The following is a 16,450-nucleotide window of genomic DNA, read 5'->3' as shown; positions in this document are numbered from 1 at the left end:
ATCGACTGGTCGCGCAGCATGCCGTTCACGAAGTCGAGGTTCGTGAAGTATTGGTTGTTTGTCCCGACCGCGAAGGTGCCGGTCCGGATATCATGAAGCTCCTTCGGCTCGGTGCTTTCATAAGCAGCCGTCTTTTCCTTCACCGCCTTAACGACGTCACTCAAGCTGTTAAACGACATTTCTCAGAATCCTATGGTTGATCTTGTGCGTGGCAGGTGACCTCCACTCGGATTAGCATAGCCATAAACTCCGTTTTGTATAGACCATTTAATATTTTCGTCCGGCATACCGCTTAGGAAAATATACGTTTAGCCCAAAAACTAACGGCTTGACGGGCCAGAAAACGACCGCGCCTCGATCCGGAAACTGAAATATTCCTCTAACATCATTCCAAAATTGCACAAAAATAGACAAATACGCCTTTTTGTATGGGAATTTTCTTTCGCTCAGCGCCGATTAAGGCGATTTCGTCGTTGCGACCAGCCGAGCAACCTCTATGGTATATACCTATTCGGGGCGCGGTCTCACTGGCTCGAATTTTTCTTCGGAGCGCGCTGAAAATGGGAAGATTGATCGATATCGCGTGGCCGGAACTTCAGATCACGGTCGTGGCTGAATTGGCGGATGATGATAACCCTGAATTGTGCGAGGAATTTTGGCAGGACCTGCCATTCAAGGTGATGCAGGCTCATCCCGTCGTTTCCGGCGAGTCCTTATATGCTTGGACGCCGACGATCAGCACCGCGCCGGTGCGGCTGCGTCGGCGGATCGTCGATTGTGCCGTTGGGGATCTGAGATACTCCCAGGCGACCGGCAATAAGTTTTCCATTCAGTATGGCAAGGGCCTTGAGCCCCTGGCGCAGCCGGTGCTGGGACAGGTACGTCCGGAATACCACCATCTGCTTCCCATCGTCGGCAAAGCCATCTGGAACAATCTGTTCTTCGCGAAGGAGAGGATCTTCGTAGAGGTAAGGCCACACGATCCCGCGGAAGCCTTCAATGGACAGGGCCGCTTCGGAAACCTCAAGGGCGTCGCAGCCGAGTTCTACGCCGAAGCCAAGCGCATCCAGACGGTAGAGCCGGAGGATCTGCGTAAGATCCGAACGGGACAGATCGGCGATACCGGGACCTACGGTCAGTTTTTCACTGCCTGGGACTTCGCCAACGGCATGCTCCGCGACTATATCATGTACACCGCCTACCCGCTCCTCAAACTTATCGATACGCTCTCGCACGACGACTTTGTGGCCGCCGTTGAAGCATTCGATCCCGCGTATTCGGAGTATCTCGGCTATTCCGGTCTTAACACGCTGCTGGATTTCTCGAACAAACTTCGTATGGCGATGAAGCAGACGGACGACAAGGAAGAACTCAAAACACTGCTCCGCACCTTCATTATGTATGGCAATCGCCTATGCGCGTGGTCCTACCATTACTTCCCGTGGTATCTAGGAATGTTCTACGGGCGAGCCGTCAACGGGCAAGAGTTTCACGGTCGTTTCAATCCGGTTCAGTGAACATAATCAATCCGTTGCCACCACGACGGCATTAGAGCGGCACCTCTTTAGAGCCGCTGTTCGTATTTTTGCTGCGCGGCGCTTTACATTTGGTCCATTTTCGTATTGGTATATACAAAATAGAGGACGCATGGCTATTATGTATGCCTCTGGATCTCCTGTCCCCCTAAAAGGTTCTAAACATGGCCCACGCGCTCGTTCCCGGAAAAGTCTCATTGGAAACCCTGGCTGCCGTTTATGATGGCACGCTCGCACCCGTGATCGATGCCGCGGCGCTGAAGAGAGTGCAGATATCCGCCGACAAGGTCGCCGAGATCGCTGGGGGAGATATCGCTCACTACGGCATCAATACCGGTTTCGGCAAACTGGCGAGTGTGCGCATTCCCGCCGACGACGTTGAAACCCTCCAGCGCAATCTGATCCTGTCACATTGCTGTGGGGTTGGAGCGCCACTCCCGGACGGTATCGTTCGCCTCATCATGACGCTGAAGTTGATCTCGCTCGGCAGGGGTGCATCAGGTGTGCGACCACAGGTCATAAACGTTCTCTCCGCGATGCTCGAAAAGAATGTTCTCCCTATTATTCCGGAGAAAGGTTCGGTCGGAGCCTCCGGTGACCTTGCTCCGCTCGCCCATATGACTGCGGCGCTGATCGGCGAAGGTCAGGCGAAGTTCGACGGTGAGGTCATGCCAGCCAAAGAGGCATTGGCAAAGGCGGGCCTCACCCCTATCGTCTTGAAGGCCAAAGAAGGTCTTGCCATGATCAATGGCACCCAAACCTCGACGGCGCTGGCATTGGCCGGCCTCTTTCGCGCCCACCGAGCTCTCATTTCATCCCTCATTTCCGGCGCGCTATCGACGGACGCCGCAATGGGTTCCACTGCGCCGTTCCATCCAGAAATCCACACCCTGCGCGGCCACCAGGGCCAGATCGACGTGGCCAGCGCGCTGAGCAGGCTGTTGGCGGGTTCCGAAATCCGCGCTAGCCATGAAGAGGGGGATGAGCGGGTACAAGATCCGTATTGCCTTCGCTGCCAGCCTCAGGTCGCCGGCGCCTGCCTCGATCTGCTACGTCAAGCCGCCGCCACGTTGATGATCGAAGCCAATGCCGCGACGGACAACCCGCTCGTCCTGTCCGACGGCACGATCGTATCCGGTGGCAACTTCCACGCCGAGCCAGTAGCATTTGCGGCGGACCAGATTGCAATCGCCGTCTGCGAGATCGGCGCGATCGCTCAGCGCCGCATTGCGCTGCTTGTCGATCCGGTCCTGAGCTATGGCCTGCCGGCGTTTCTTACGCCGAAGCCGGGCCTCAACTCGGGTTTCATGATCGCGGAGGTAACCTCGGCCGCGCTGATGTCAGAGAACAAGCAGATGTCGCATCCGGCATCTGTCGACTCGACCCCTACCTCGGCTAACCAGGAAGACCACGTGTCGATGGCCTGCCATGGCGCGCGGCGTCTCCTGCAGATGACCGACAATCTCTTTTCGATTGTGGGCATCGAGGCGCTGAGCGCAGCCCAGGGTATTGACTTGAGAACGCCACTCACCTCCAGTTCGGAGCTCGATGCAGTTCGCAAGGTTATTCGCACCGCCGTGCCGAAACTCGAAGACGACCGATACATGGCCGAAGACCTCAAGCGCGCGACGGAGCTCGTTGCGACCGGCCGCCTGGCAACGCCCGTTTCGAAGGATGTTTTGCCGTTGCTCTAATATTCGACTGAATAAGCCGGGAAGGGGCGGCTCCCTGCGTTCCCTTCCCGACGTTCAGAAAGTTTATTGAGCTGTTGCGATGAGCACGGTTGGTATACGGCCAAAGCACCATATGTTATAGACCAATAAAAGGTTTGTAATACAGGTGAAAGAGGTACGACTGGTGACTGATGCTCGCTTCCTTAACAATGAATCGACCAGCAATGGATGAAGTCGCGACAGACAAACAGGCGTCGTCGCGTTATCTGGAGATTCAGCGTGACATCGAAAACAAGATAGCCACTGGCGAGTGGGGCTCCGGCTTCCGCATCCCGCCTGAGCGCGAGTTGGTTGATATTTACAATTGTTCCCGCATGACGGTGAACAAGGCCCTGTCGAGCCTTGCAGCCTCGGGCATGATTTCGAGAAAGCGCCGCTCCGGCTCCTTCGTCGCGCCGCCGCGTATTGAAGAGCCGCTGATGCATATTCAGGATATCCGCGCAGAAGTGCTGGCAATCGACAGGACCTATACGTTCGAGATTACCGATCGCAGCATCCGAAAGGCCACCGACGCGCTCGATGCGCGGCATGTAGGAGTCCCGGTTGGCACACGGCTCCTAACCCTCGAAGTTATGCACTATGCCGACAATCTTCCGTTCACAATGGAAACGCGGCAGATCAATCTTGACGCCGTTCCACAGGCCGAACGCCAACAGTTCAAAGACGAACCGCCTGGAAGCTGGCTGCTTCAGAACATCCCTTTTACTGAAGGCGAGCATTCAATCCGCGCCGTGTCGGCTGATACGATCCTGGCGAGGAGGCTACAGGTGGTCGAGCGCACGGCCTGCATTTCGATTGCGCGCCGGACTTGGCTGGAGGGCGACTTAATCACATTCGTGCGCCTGATCTACCCTGGCGACCGTCACCGGTTCGTCGTCCGCTTCAAACCGAATACGCTTCCCGTCGGTCCATAAGCGGCGACTTCGAACGATAAGGAACAAGCAGCGCCCTGTGGCGCTGTTTTTTGTGACAAGAAGTGCCGCCAAGAATCCGAGGCGGCATCCACTTCAAAAAAACTATGCACCCAATTTAATAAAACTGCACTACGCAACTCTGATGCTCTGTCTCAAGATAGCTCATCAAACGCTGAATGCAGATGACTTGCCGACGTGGCCCCACGGGCCATGCAGGTATCGTTTTGCCTTCAGACAAGTGAGGAAATGGGAAATATTCGATGGCACTGGTTAGGATTGGCGTGGATATTGGTGGCACCTTCACCGACTTCGTAGGATGGCGAGCGGATTCCGGAAAAGGGATCAAGCGCCTGAAGGTGCCCTCTACTCCACCGAATTTCGCACAGGGTTTCCAAAACGGTTTCGAGCCGCTACTGGAGGCGCTTGAGGTTGAGGATGGCGACGAAGTCATCGTCATGCACGGAACGACGGTCAGCACGAACACTGTGATCGAACGCTCGGCTGAACCGGTAGCGCTATTCGTAACGGAAGGCTTCAGGGACATCCTTGAGCTGCAGCGACTGCGTCTGAAGAACCCGATCGATCTCTTTTCATCGCGCGCCCTGCCGCTGGTGCCCAGAAACCTGGTCTTCGAGGTTCCCGAACGATTGAGCGCGGATGCCGAGGTGTTGACCGTGGTAGACGAAGGCGCAGTCAGGAAGGCCGTAGCCGCGGTTCGCGCCGAAGGTGTGTCCTCCATAGCAGTAGTCCTCCTGCACAGCTTCCGCGATCCTACACATGAGCGAAAGGTCCGCGACATCATCACGGCGGCGGCACCTGAAATCGATGTCTGCATATCGAGCGACATCTGGCCTCGCATGGGCGAATACGAGCGTGCGGTCAACGCAACCCTGAACGTCTACGTCAAGCCGCGTGTAAAGTCCTATCTCCACGACATTGAGCAGTATGTGAACTCGCGCCTGACTTCGGCGCGCCTCTACGTGACACGGTCAAACGGCGGCGCGCTTGGCCTCGCCGACGCCATGAACTTTCCGGTGCATACCCTATTGTCCGGTCCTGCTTCCGGCATCACCGCCGCCCAAACCATCGCCAGCACCAATAAGCATGAATATATGCTGACCTTCGACATGGGCGGCACAAGTACGGACGTCTCTTTGGTCCGCCAGGGCCAACCAACGGTAACGGCACAAGGCGCGGTCGGCGATTTCCCGATCACCCTGCCCGTTACCGAAATTGAAGCGATCGGCGCCGGCGGCGGTTCTCTGGTGCGGTTGAATGGTCCTGCATTGCGAGTCGGTCCGGAGAGTGCCGGCGCTTTTCCTGGACCGGCTGCATTTGCCCGCGGCGGCGACATGCCGACGGTTACGGATGCCTACCTCCTGTGCGGTTATCTGAACGCCGAGAATTTCCTCGGGGGCGCGATGCGCCTCGATGTCGATCGCGCCGCTTCTGCTTACTCCTCCGTGGCGCAGCAGCTCGGCGTCTCGACTGCCGAAGCGGCTGACGCGTGCTTGTCGGTGACTACCTCCAATATGGTAAGCCGCATTCTGCCCTATCTTGCCGCCCATGGCCTCGACCCGCAAAACGTCACCCTCGTGCTATTCGGCGGCAATGGTGCGCTACATGGTCCGCTTCTGGCCGATGAGGTCGGCATCAATTCGATCATCGTGCCGCCCGCTCCCTCGGTCTTCTGCGCTCGGGGCGGGGTCGTGACTTCACTTACACACGATGTCATTGCGGTGATCCAGGGTTCGACCGTCACCGACGAACTCGTGGCGGCGGAATTCGAAAAGCTCAAGGATGAGACCCTGGTCTGGTTATCGAACCAGATCGACGGATCCCGACTGGTTTCGGTGGAACACGAGTTCTGGGCCGAGCTGAGATATAGGGGACAGTCATTCCAAGTCGCGGTCGCAGTGCCTGTCAGTCATGGCAGATTTCCCGATCTTACGTCTATTGCCAATCGTTTCCATGATGAGCATCTGCGGCTTTACAGCCATTGCGACACGGCTGCGCCAGTGGAGTTCGTTGAACTGCGCGTGCGTGTCCGGGGCAGTCTGCCTATGCCTCCAGACGAGCACGCTCCACTTGGGCCTCGTGCTGAAATTGCGCCCGTTGGGCAGCGCGACATCCGCATTGCCGGAAAGCTCCATCCTTCCGCCAGCACCTATCGGCGCAAGGACCTGACTGTCGGCAGCACGGTCAAGGGGCCGTGCGTCATCGAGGAGGACGATTCTACCGTCCTCGTACCAGCAGCATTTCACGCGAGCGCCCTCGCAACCGGCGCACTCGCACTGACGCGGAGGCAGTAAAAATGGATCCCGTACAAACTGCAATCATGGCGAACCGGTTCAACGCGATCGTCGAAGAAGCATCCTCGACCCTTCAGCGTACGGCTCACACAACCTTCGTGAAGCTCGTTCAGGATTTCCAGTGCGCATTGGCAAATGCTGAGGGTGAAGCATTCGCCTACCCCGTAAATACCGGTGTCAGCGCCTTCATCGGACTGTCGGTCAAGGGCGGTCTCGGTGATATCCCAATTTCCTCCCTGAAGCCTGGAGACTGCATCATAACCAATGATCCATTCTCAAGCGACGGCATGGTCACCCATATGATGGATGTGTCGCTGGTGCATCCGATCTTCCGCGACGGCCGGCTCATAGCGCTGGCATGGGCCTTCGTGCATGCCTCAGACATCGGCGGCGCGGTTCCCGGAAGCATAGCGCCGACACTTACGGAAACATTTCAGGAGGGGCTGAGGCTCCGCCCCGTGCTTCTGTATCGCGAGGGAGTTCTCAACGAGGCCGTCAGAAACATTTTGCTCGATAACAGCCGCATCTCATCGGAGCTGTGGGGCGATATCCAAGCAATGTTCTCTGCTATGAAGAGCATGGATGTGCGTCTCGGCCAACTCTGTGATCGGTATTCGACGCAGGAAGTCATCGACGGGATGGATGCAACGCTCGCCCTATCAGAAGCGAGGGCCCGGGAGGTTATCGCCGAAATTCCCGACGGAATTTACGAGTTCGCCGACTACATTGAGGGTATGAAGGCCGGTGAATTCATCAATATCCATGCGAAGATGACGGTCACCGGCAGCGATTTACTGTTTGATTTTACCGGAACGGATCCTCAGGTCCTCGCAGCCTTCAACTATGTCACTGGCTCGACCACACATCCCTATACCCTGCAATCGCTAATCTACTATATCCTGACAAAGGCGCCAGACGCTCCCCGGAACCGTGGCCTTCTGCGGCCGGTCAAGATCATCGCTCCCCGCGGAACGATCATCAATGCGAACTTCCCAGCCGCCGGCGGATCACGCGTCACCGCGTCGACCCGCGTCTACGACGTTGTGCTTGGTTGCTTGAACGCCGCAATCCCCGGAGGACTGGCCGCAGCTGGCCCGGGTATGTCGGGGATCATCGTGGTCACCGGACGCGACCGTCTTCATGGCGGCAAGCGTGTGAGCGTGATCAATCCAATTTGCGGCGGCGGTGGCGGTAAAATAGGACACGACGGTATCGATGGCGTCGACAACCGGTCGGGCTCACTTTTGACCGTGCCGGCGGAGACTATCGAAGTCGAAACTATCATGCGCGTTCAACGATACGGCCTTGTCATCGACAGCCAGGCACCGGGTCGTTGGCGCAGCGGCGCCTCGGTGGTCCTGGATCTGGAGAACACCGACGTTGAGGCCGTCATGACGGTGCGCGGCATGGATCGGCTCAAATTCACTCCATGGGGTATCATGGGCGGCGAAGCCGGATCCCTCGCGCGCGTCATCGTCAACCCCGACACGAAGGATGAACGTGAGATCGGCAAGATTGACGTTCTCCACTTCAAGCGGGGTGACGTCGTCCGCCTGATCACTCCGGCGGGGGGCGGGTTTGGGCCAGCGTCAGAGAGAGATCCCGAGCTTGTGCTCGCGGACGTAAAGCGGGGCGTCGTCTCAGCTGAAAAAGCTCGCGCGGCCTACGGGGTGGTAATTCGCGATGACTTCACGATCGATATGAAGGCCACTGAGGCAGCCAGGTCGGCCATGATCAAGGGCAACAACCGATTCTCGCATTGTGAAACGCGACAGGCGTTCGACGCCATCTGGCCCATCGACGTCCGGGCTGCCCTGGCCGTCCGTTCTTTTGATTATGACGCTTCGGTCAGAGCAACCCTCGTACGCAATACGGTTTCGCGCTTCATCAAGGAAAGCAAAAGAGCGACGCTCGATTTAATCCCGAATGCACTCGCGGAGGAAAACCGGCTTTTGCAGCAATGACAGCTTAGCGGTGCGTCCATGACAACAACAGCGGAGAATAGCCAGCGACCATCGCCCATTGCCGAAACCAAAACACCTGGACGTAATTCTCGATCACAGGAGATGCGTCCCGCGTAGTGAAAACGATCTAACATCGTGAAGAAGAAAGGGGAATACAATGAGAATTCGTTCTTACGCATTGATCGTGAATCTACTTCTTGCCGGAGTCTGTATCGCACCGGCAGCAAAGGCGGCGGAGCCATCCGAAGGCAAAGCATATGAAAACAGCCAGGCGGCTTCGGGAATCACGAAGAGCGTCGAGCCAACCGAAAAACTGGCGAAGGCCGGCAAGATTGTCATGTGCACCGAACTCGGCAATCCCCCCGGCGGCTTCCTGGATGAAGACGGCGTCACGCCGAAAGGCTTCAATGTTGACGTAATGTCGGCGATTGGCCCGGCGATGGGTATCAAAACCGAAGTCGTCCACTATCCGTTCGCCAGTATCTTCGCTGCTTTGGACACGGGTAAATGCGATGCAGTCATGTCGAACAATTCGAAAAGTCTAGCTCGCGTCGCAAAATACAATTTCGTGGAGTACGTGCGCGAGCGGATGGGCCTCCTTGTCCCGAAAGGAAACCCCCTCAATATCAAGACTTACGAGGATCTTTCAGGACACCGCGTCGCGGTTCTGGTCTCGAGCACCAACGAACGCCTACTGAAGGAAGCCAACACCAAGGTCAGCGCCGAAGGCAAGCCACCGATCGAGATCCAGTCCTATCCGCAGAATACGGTCACGTTCCGGCAGCTCGATCTGAAACGTGTGGACGCTTTCGTGAGCGACGCGATGACACTCTCCTACTTCAAGAAGCTCACCGGCGATAAATATGAGATCGGCGGTCTACCGATCGACCCCCTCACCATCGGTATTGTGCTTCGCAAGGACGACCCTGCGCTGCAAGAAGCCGTACGCAAGGCTTATGTCTCTCTCTACGAAAGCGGCTATGTCGAGCAGGCCGCCAAGACCTGGGGCATGGACGGCCATGTCGAGCTTTGCCGCAACGACAAGCAGTGCCCATGATTTTCCGCAGATGCCCAACGCTCGATAGGTTCGAGTAGGTGTACACTCCTGGCCTGCCGCTTCGGCGGCAGCCCTCCGCGCAAGAGGTAAGGTCCTCGGCAACGGAACTCGAACACAATAAGAAACGGGGACATTATCGACATGCAGTTCGATATCGCCTTTTTCCTGGATTTTGTCTTCAATCCCCGGCCCGCCCTTCTGCGCGGTCTGCTCACGACGGTTCTGGTCGCGTTCGCGTCCATGGTCATCGGTGTGGTGTTGGGGCTTGTCTTGTCCCTGTTCGGACTATCACGATGGCGCGTGCTCCGCTGGTTCAACAGCGCCTACATCTTCGTGTTTCGCGGCACACCGCTCCTTGTGCAGGTCATTCTGATCTATTTCGGCCTCCCCTATCTGACGAATGTCGATCTTTTTCCGCAGGACGTGCATCTGTTCGGCTTCATTTCGATCAGCGGGGCGATTGTCGCGGGGGTGACCGCCTTCGCGCTCCATGAGGCGGCATACTTCAGCGAAATTTCTCGCGGCGCTATCGCTTCGGTCGACCATGGCCAGTGGGATGCCGGCAGGGCCGTCGGCATGACGCCGGGGCTTCTCATGCAGCGGATCATTCTGCCACAGGCAATTCGCATCATGTTGCCTCCACTTGGCAATCAGATGAACGGCATGTTCAAGGCGACATCGTTGCTGTACCTGATCGCGGTTCCAGAGATGCTGTTTATCACCGACGCAGTGAATTCAGTGACCTACAAAACCTTCGAGGTCTATCTCGGCGTATCGATCTACTACCTCGCGCTCACAACCGCTTGGAGCTTTCTCCAAGAAGCATTGGAGAAGCGTTATTCAAAGGGCTTCGTTTCGATATGACCTGGTCCGCACCCAATTCGGCGAGCGTAGTCGCTCGAACGCCACTCGGTCTCATGAAGGCGGCGAAGTTGCTCCGGGAGCTCAATCATGAACTTTGACCTGCACTATTTCCTCGAGCTGGTTTTCTCGCCACCACCGCAGCTTATATATGCTGTCTGGCTCACCGTCTCCGTCACTCTCACATCAATGGCGGTCGGGATCATTGCGGGACTGTTCCTGGCACTATTCGGACTGAGCCTGTATGGCGCGCTTAGAGGTTTCAACTGGCTTTACGTCTGGTTCTTCCGAGGAACTCCTATCCTCGTGCAGTTGTTTCTAATCTATTTTGGGCTGCCCTACCTGATCGGTGTTGACATCTTCCCGTCGACAATCACGACGCCGGCGTTTTCCATCAGCGGAGCGATTGTCGCTGGCATATTCGCATTCAGCTTGCACGAAGCAGCATATATGAGCGAGATCACGCGGGCCGGCATCCGATCGGTCGAGAAAGGACAAAGCGAGGCCGCACAGGCATTGGGCATGTTGCCGTCGTTGGCGATGCGCCGGATCATCCTCCCCCAGGCGCTTCGCATCATCCTCCCCTCGCTCGGAAACCAATGCAACATGATGTTCAAGACCACTGCGTTCCTGAGCGTCATCGCCGTTCCAGAACTCGTACACGTCGCCGACAGCCTGCGATCGCAAAACTTCAAGACCTTCGAAGTTTATGCGGCGATCTCCGTCTACTATCTCGTGCTGACCGGGGTGTGGACCGTCCTTCAACAATGGATCGAGAACCGGCTGTCCTGGAGTCCTCGCACTGCTGCGCGCGAGCCCGAGTCGAACGCCCCCAACCTGTTACAGATGGAAACCTGAAATGGCCGATCAATCCAAAGCCAGCGTGGCACCTGCCGTGGAACTCCGCGGCGTAAGCAAGTCGTTCGGTACCCTGAGCGTGTTCAAGAATGTTTCAATGACGGTCCAACCTAAGGAGACCGTTGTCGTCATCGGTCCGTCCGGCTCCGGCAAAACGACGCTTATCCGTTGTATCAATCATCTGGAGCAAATCCAGAGCGGTGAGATCTACCTGAATGGCGCACTTGTGAGCAACAAGCTCGCAGGCGGTAAAAAGGTCCCACTCAGCGAGAAGGAAAAGGCCGCAATCCGCAGGAATGTTGGCATGGTTTTCCAGCGCTTCAATCTATTTCCGCATCTGACCGCTCTGCAGAACATCATCGAGGCTCCCGTTCATGTTCTAAAGCGCCCGAGGCAAGAGGCGATCCAGGAAGGAATTGCCCTGCTGGAGCGCGTCGGATTGGCCGATAAGCGAGATCAGTATCCCGCGCAACTCTCGGGTGGCCAGCAGCAGCGTGTAGCAATTGCTCGCGTTCTCGCGATGAAGCCCGAGATTGTTCTTTTTGACGAGCCGACCAGCGCACTTGATCCGGAAATGGTCGGCGAAGTTCTCTCTGTCATGAAAGAACTCGCCGGCAAGGGCATGACCATGATCGTCGTCACTCACGAAATGGGTTTCGCACGAGAGGTGGCCGACCGAGTCGTTGTGATGGATAAGGGCTCCATCATTGAACAGGGGCCACCAGAGCAGATTTTTGGTCGCCCCCAAAACGCTCGCACGGCCGAATTCCTGGAGCGAATCTCCTAAACAGTTGGCGAATTACGGCCGGCGTCTCCGCTAGGTGCCCAAGACATGGCCTGTTTTCTTCATTTCCAAGGCGCACAAGTCCGAACATTGTCATGTCCATAACAGCCGAGCTTTCCGACTTCATCGCCCATGTGCGGGAAGTGCCTCAGTCTGTGTCCGAGCGCGCAAAGATCCATGTGGCCGACACACTCGCTTGCATATATGCTGGCACGGCGTCTCGGCCTGTAGAAATTCTCGTTGCAGTATGCGCACCAGGGAACGATCGGGAGGGCATTCCCGTCCCTGGTCTAGGTTGCTGGAGCGATCCTGCACTGGCGGCTCTTCTGACCGGCACCTGCGCGCATGCAGACGACTTTGATGATACGAGCGAGTTCTCGATGAATGGCCATCCGAGTGCCCCGATCGTCAGTGCGCTGCTGCCGACGGCCTTCGAAACGCAAGCGAGCGGCCGGGCATTCCTGCGGTCCTATGCAGTCGGGATCGAGATCGCCTGCAAGCTTGGCATCGCAGTGGGCAGCGCACATACGCGCCAAGGGTGGCATACGATGTCGACGCTCGGGACTCTCGCAGCTGCCGGCGCTGCGGCCAACTTGCGTGGCCTCGACGCGCGCCAAACGGAGCACGCACTCGCGATCGCGTGCTCCTTTGCCGGGGGCATCCTTGGCAACACCGGAACGATGACGAAGAGTTTGCATTGCGGCCGGGCCGCTCAAGCTGGCTTCCTTGCTGCAAAGCTGGCAGAAAGCGACTTCACGGCCGGATCTGGCATCCTTGAGGCACCATCCGGTTTCCTGGATGCATTCACAGGCGGATCAGCAGCAACGTTGCCAGCTCTCGGCAACCCTTGGGAACTTGTTACCCCCGGCCTTGCAGTAAAGCTTTATCCTTGCTGCAGCTGCACCCATCTTGCAATTGATGGCGCATTGACGATCCGAGCGCTGTCTGGTTTCGACATCAAAGCGATCGAACGGATCAACTGTTTCGTCCGCGACGAGTGCATCCGCTATCTGCGCTTTCCGAAGCCGAGAACGGGAATCGAGGCGAAGTTCAGCATGAACTATACGGTGGCGACCGCCCTGCTCCAAGGCGAGTTAACGCTGAACGATTTTGAAACGAACGCCATCGCACATGAGGACGTTTCCGAGCTATTGGTCAAGGTGGCGATGTTCGCGCGGAGTGAGGATTCGGACAACCCCGACATCGAAGTGGTCTTCCTGGACGGAAAGCGACTGGCCGAGCGGCGGCGTGTGCCGCGAGGGGCGCCCGACGATCCAGCCGGATGGGAGGAAATCACCAGGAAACTGGCGGGAGGCATTTCCCGCGCAAGGCAGTCGAGGGTGGCCGATTTCGGAAAGCATGTTTGGGCGATCCGTGATCTGGACAAGGCAACCCGGTTGTCCGATATCTTTTCAGCATAGGGTCTCCAGAGCTCGCGCAAGGTTCTGATGCGCACATTCATCCGAGGTTAGTATGCCCAAGATCGACTTTCCGCATCTGGCAGCTTTCGTTGTCAGTTGCGACAGTCCAACGATGGCGCATGCGGCCGCGAAGCTTGGTCTCACACCATCGGCATTGAGTGCCAAGCTCAGCACGCTCGAAGCCCAGATTGGAGTGACGCTTTTTGGTCGCAAAGGGCGTAACTCCTTTCCGCTACGCTCGGCGGTCTGGCTGTACAATCGCAGTGTTCGTCTCCTCCTTGCCGAGGAATATTTGAGTCATGCCAAACTTGGCGGCAGCGCGGCGCCTTCGGCGCCCGTCATCCTCAAATTAGACGTTGACTATACCTGGACAGCAATTTCCTACGCTGTAATCACGGCGATCCGCCGCTTCCATTCCAAACCCGACCACCCTTATGTAGACTTGATCTTCACGGGTACTGGCGCCTTCGGAATGCAGAACGGTCCCAGCCATCTTCTGTCAGACGCGGTGCCACTCGGGCAGCTCAAGATCCAACATACCATCGGTACTGGGGTATCCGGACCTTCTGTTGTCGTTGCTCCAGACCATTGGACGAGGCTGACCCATACGGTTGGGGAGCGACCCGAGCGTGGTGACATTGCTCCAAAAACCGAAATTCCCGATCTGCCGGGTACACTGCAAAGCGACACGAAATTCGACCGCTCCAGCGGTATCGCGACATCACGGATTTCCACCACCGATCGAAGTCTGCAGGATCTCCGAGGGCTCATCGACGACATCCGCAAGTCGGATCTACTTCTGCCCCAACTGACTGTACCCCAGCGTCTTCGCATCCAGGGCATCACTGCGGTTCCGGTAATTCGCAGTCCGTCGTGCTGCGTGACCGCAGAGCTCTCTAACGACCATGAACTTCTGTTAAATCTGCTAAATGATGTCCGCAAAGGCGTCGAGGCCCCTTCGGGCTGGTCCGAAGCCACGAATTTCCATCCCAAGGTTAGCCTGAAGCAGATTTCTACCGTGAATCGTGTGGTGCAGACCGGCAGCATGGCGAGCGCTGCCCGCGTCGCCGGACGGACTGCTCCGATGATACCGGCCCAGCTTGAACAGATCGAATATGCGCTCGGGACAAGGCTTATCGACCGGAAGAAGACCGGTTCTGAACCGACCGATGATGCTGAAAGGCTGCATTCGCTGTTTGTCGGCGTTGAGAGGGCTTTCAACGACACTCTGGGCGAACGAAGCCACATAGCTGCGGCCTTTGAACAATCAATTCGGATTGCGTTACCGGTGAGTTGGAGCGCAGATTCCTTGACGTCCGAATGCATGGCCGTGGCGCTTAGCGCATTTCACAATGAATTTCCGAACTGCCAAATCGAGGTTGTGGAGGGCCCTCGACATGTACTGCATCATGGCGTTCTAACCGGCCGTTTCAATATTGCTGTCGTTGGTAGGATCGATCCGCAAGTAGGCTCTCTACTAATTGGCCGCAGCGAAGACGTCGTCCTGATCGTCAATAGGAAGCTGAATTTTGCGCCTCAGGCCGAGAGAGTTTCGGCAGACGAGCTGAGGAGCATCCCGCTCCTTCTGGCACCTTCACAGCTCACAATGCATCAAACTCTTCTGACGGCACTTGCGAAGTCTACTGTGCAGCTCGAGCCGGTAATGCGGTTGGGTTCGGTACCTCTGATCGTCTCGGTTTTGCGTCGTTCACCTCTTGGCACGATCTTGCCAGCGTCGGTGATGATCAAGGAGATCGAGGCAGGGATCGTGGACACGTTCTCTCTCGACCATTTAGTCCCGCCGCGGCGACTATGGGCAATATTCTCCACCTCCACGCCGCTTAACGAGACTGAACGTGCTTTGATCAGCCACGTAAAGGAAGCGTTTCAGGAGGCTAATTCATCCAACGGCAGAGTTGTACCTTAACTTATAGAGGGTACAGCCTGCGACAGCTTCGCGCGTTACAGCACATGAGCTGGTGGTGAGGACAATGCGCTTAGCGGCTCACAACGGGGCAAGGTCAGCGCGCCCGACGCATGTCTACACGATCGATTATGTTGCTTCGCTGATCGGCGAGAACCTCGAACTCCTCCAGGAAATCGCCAGCAACTCAGACAATATCGATTACGGCGAGATGATCCATGCCCATGACGGCAGCCAAGAGGGCGTCACGACCTTCACCGACCGGGGCATCGAGAGCTTAAAGGAATTCCTCGCCGGTATCCGCACCTGCGAGGGCGGTGTCCGGCAATTCCGCGTCGATGAGCAATGTGATCCCGAAAGGATCGAACGCATCATGGCAGACGAGCCGAGATCATAAACCCCGCGGCCTACGCCGGATGGATACGGCTCATCGGCAAGGTAGGTCCTCGTAGCCATATGTCGCTGCAGACCCGTGCAGAGACAACCTCTCAAATCAGGCAAGCGCGGAGCAATGTTAATGAACTGACGAACTGACGAACTGACGAACTGACGAACTGACGAACTGACGAACTGACGAACTGACGAACTGACGAACTGACGAACTGACGAACTGACGAACTGACGAACTGACGAACTAGACAAGGGGATATATCCTGTCAAATAACAATCTCATGTTAGGTAATAATATCACCCAATCAACGCGGCCACGCAATTAACCTGGTGGGCCCCTGCAATTATAGTTACGTGGGCGGCCCGCCCAATATTTAGAAGGCCCACCCAGATTTCGGCGAAATTGCTCCATACCTTTTTCCACTATAAGTATCGTGCCTGCCCACCCTGCAATCCCACCCTTTCCTAACATCATCTATTTGCTTCCACCTTCTTGTTCATAACACATGGCCTGCAGGCAAGTCGCTCCCGACCTCCGACAGCTCGTTGCAGAGATCACGCTTTCAACAAAGGCAATCCTCCATATCGAGCCGAAGGAGCTTCATGATATCCGGACCGGCACCTTCGCGGTCGGGACAAACAACCAATACTTCACGAACCTCGACTTCGTGAACGGCATGCTGCGCGACCAGTCGAT

12 protein-coding genes are annotated in these 16,450 nt (G+C 56.8%); all 12 read left to right on the top strand.

The window, feature by feature from the left end:
* Window positions 1-560: 560 nt before the first annotated feature.
* A complete protein-coding gene (locus tag PIB16_RS26250; protein WP_077768163.1) occupies window positions 561-1,517 on the top strand; it encodes a DUF3830 family protein in 957 nt (318 codons plus the stop codon).
* Window positions 1,518-1,699: 182 nt separating this feature from the next.
* The gene (gene hutH, locus PIB16_RS26245) at window positions 1,700-3,229 is read left to right on the top strand and encodes a histidine ammonia-lyase (protein WP_012475925.1); all 1,530 of its coding nucleotides are present in this window, start codon (window positions 1,700-1,702) and stop codon (window positions 3,227-3,229) included.
* Window positions 3,230-3,432: 203 nt separating this feature from the next.
* Complete coding sequence (gene hutC, locus PIB16_RS26240) at window positions 3,433-4,182, top strand: histidine utilization repressor (RefSeq protein ID WP_161596396.1); 750 nt, start codon at window positions 3,433-3,435, stop codon at window positions 4,180-4,182.
* 260 nt (window positions 4,183-4,442) lie between these two features.
* Window positions 4,443-6,494: a hydantoinase/oxoprolinase family protein gene (locus tag PIB16_RS26235; protein WP_012475923.1), complete on the top strand. Its 2,052-nt coding sequence runs from the start codon at window positions 4,443-4,445 to the stop codon at window positions 6,492-6,494.
* Window positions 6,495-6,496: 2 nt separating this feature from the next.
* Window positions 6,497-8,458 (top strand): hydantoinase B/oxoprolinase family protein, encoded by a 1,962-nt coding sequence (locus PIB16_RS26230; RefSeq protein ID WP_077768164.1) that lies wholly within the window; start codon window positions 6,497-6,499, stop codon window positions 8,456-8,458.
* Window positions 8,459-8,615: 157 nt separating this feature from the next.
* Entirely contained in the window at window positions 8,616-9,515 is a 900-nt protein-coding gene (locus PIB16_RS26225) for an ABC transporter substrate-binding protein (protein ID WP_012475921.1), read from the top strand.
* Window positions 9,516-9,656: 141 nt separating this feature from the next.
* On the top strand, window positions 9,657-10,379 hold the full coding sequence (locus PIB16_RS26220) for an amino acid ABC transporter permease (RefSeq protein WP_012475920.1): 723 nt from the start codon (window positions 9,657-9,659) through the stop codon (window positions 10,377-10,379).
* An 87-nt stretch (window positions 10,380-10,466) separates the two neighbouring features.
* Window positions 10,467-11,234: an amino acid ABC transporter permease gene (locus tag PIB16_RS26215; protein ID WP_012475919.1), complete on the top strand. Its 768-nt coding sequence runs from the start codon at window positions 10,467-10,469 to the stop codon at window positions 11,232-11,234.
* A gap of 1 nt (window position 11,235) precedes the next feature.
* Window positions 11,236-12,021, top strand: a complete 786-nt coding sequence (locus PIB16_RS26210; protein ID WP_077768165.1) for an amino acid ABC transporter ATP-binding protein — start codon at window positions 11,236-11,238, stop codon at window positions 12,019-12,021.
* A 92-nt stretch (window positions 12,022-12,113) separates the two neighbouring features.
* Window positions 12,114-13,439 (top strand): MmgE/PrpD family protein, encoded by a 1,326-nt coding sequence (locus PIB16_RS26205; protein ID WP_077768166.1) that lies wholly within the window; start codon window positions 12,114-12,116, stop codon window positions 13,437-13,439.
* Between the two features lie 52 nt (window positions 13,440-13,491).
* Window positions 13,492-15,366, top strand: coding sequence for a LysR family transcriptional regulator (locus tag PIB16_RS26200; protein ID WP_077768167.1), 1,875 nt, complete (start codon window positions 13,492-13,494; stop codon window positions 15,364-15,366).
* A 64-nt stretch (window positions 15,367-15,430) separates the two neighbouring features.
* Window positions 15,431-15,760 (top strand): hypothetical protein, encoded by a 330-nt coding sequence (locus PIB16_RS26195; RefSeq protein WP_077768168.1) that lies wholly within the window; start codon window positions 15,431-15,433, stop codon window positions 15,758-15,760.
* Window positions 15,761-16,450 lie beyond the last annotated feature (690 nt).

It is taken from the genome of Agrobacterium sp. ST15.13.015 (assembly GCF_027871645.1).
Classification (GTDB): Bacteria; Pseudomonadota; Alphaproteobacteria; order Rhizobiales; family Rhizobiaceae; genus Agrobacterium; species Agrobacterium leguminum.
Note: the sequence above shows the minus strand (reverse complement) of the source record. Positions and strands in the feature narration are given on the sequence as shown.

Bases quoted from the DNA above. Each gene is read 5' to 3' on its own strand.
- PIB16_RS26250 (WP_077768163.1), top strand. From the start codon at position 561: ATGGGAAGATTGATCGATATCGCGTGGCCGGAACTTCAGATCACGGTC.
- hutH (WP_012475925.1), top strand. From the start codon at position 1,700: ATGGCCCACGCGCTCGTTCCCGGAAAAGTCTCATTGGAAACCCTGGCT.
- hutC (WP_161596396.1), top strand. From the start codon at position 3,433: ATGGATGAAGTCGCGACAGACAAACAGGCGTCGTCGCGTTATCTGGAG.
- PIB16_RS26235 (WP_012475923.1), top strand. From the start codon at position 4,443: ATGGCACTGGTTAGGATTGGCGTGGATATTGGTGGCACCTTCACCGAC.
- PIB16_RS26230 (WP_077768164.1), top strand. From the start codon at position 6,497: ATGGATCCCGTACAAACTGCAATCATGGCGAACCGGTTCAACGCGATC.
- PIB16_RS26225 (WP_012475921.1), top strand. From the start codon at position 8,616: ATGAGAATTCGTTCTTACGCATTGATCGTGAATCTACTTCTTGCCGGA.
- PIB16_RS26220 (WP_012475920.1), top strand. From the start codon at position 9,657: ATGCAGTTCGATATCGCCTTTTTCCTGGATTTTGTCTTCAATCCCCGG.
- PIB16_RS26215 (WP_012475919.1), top strand. From the start codon at position 10,467: ATGAACTTTGACCTGCACTATTTCCTCGAGCTGGTTTTCTCGCCACCA.
- PIB16_RS26210 (WP_077768165.1), top strand. From the start codon at position 11,236: ATGGCCGATCAATCCAAAGCCAGCGTGGCACCTGCCGTGGAACTCCGC.
- PIB16_RS26205 (WP_077768166.1), top strand. From the start codon at position 12,114: ATGTCCATAACAGCCGAGCTTTCCGACTTCATCGCCCATGTGCGGGAA.
- PIB16_RS26200 (WP_077768167.1), top strand. From the start codon at position 13,492: ATGCCCAAGATCGACTTTCCGCATCTGGCAGCTTTCGTTGTCAGTTGC.
- PIB16_RS26195 (WP_077768168.1), top strand. From the start codon at position 15,431: ATGCGCTTAGCGGCTCACAACGGGGCAAGGTCAGCGCGCCCGACGCAT.